At 68.9% G+C, this 498-nt stretch carries 1 protein-coding gene; it reads right to left on the bottom strand.

Annotated features, from left to right (window positions below):
* Window positions 1-498 (bottom strand): DPP IV N-terminal domain-containing protein (locus tag EN850_RS33480; protein WP_189591269.1); only part of this gene is annotated, 498 nt, incomplete at both ends.

Below are 498 nucleotides of genomic sequence, written 5' to 3'. Positions count from 1 at the left end.
ACACCACGTAGCCCTGCTGGGCCAGGTACTGGTTGAACAGATGGTCGCCGCGGCCGGGCCAGCTGTCGGTGACGGTCTGGCTGGCCGGGCCGCCATAGACATACACCGCCACCGGGTAGCGCCTGGACGGATCGAAGCCGGCCGGCTTGATCAGGCTGTAGTGCAGCGGCGTCTTGCCGTCGGCGGCGGTGAGCGTGCCGAACTCGACCGGGCGCTGCGCGTCGCGGTAGCGCGCATACGGGTGCTTGGGATCGGCCAGATCGTTCTCCACCAGCGTGGCGATCTTCTCGCCGTTGGCGCGGAACAGCTCGATCTGCGGCGGCGTGGTGCTGTTGGACCAGCTGTCCACATAGACGCTGGCGTTGCGGGCGAAGCTGGCGCTGTGCATGCCCGGCGCCTTCGACAGGCGCTGCGGCTCGCCGCCCTGCAGCGAGACCGCGTAGATCTGGCTTTCGCGCGGGCTTTCGATGCCGGCACGGAAGTAGGCCTTGTCGGCCG

This window comes from Mesorhizobium sp. M8A.F.Ca.ET.207.01.1.1, assembly GCF_004794715.1.
GTDB lineage: Bacteria > Pseudomonadota > Alphaproteobacteria > Rhizobiales > Rhizobiaceae > Mesorhizobium.
This window is presented reverse-complemented; position numbering and strand designations above follow the sequence as displayed.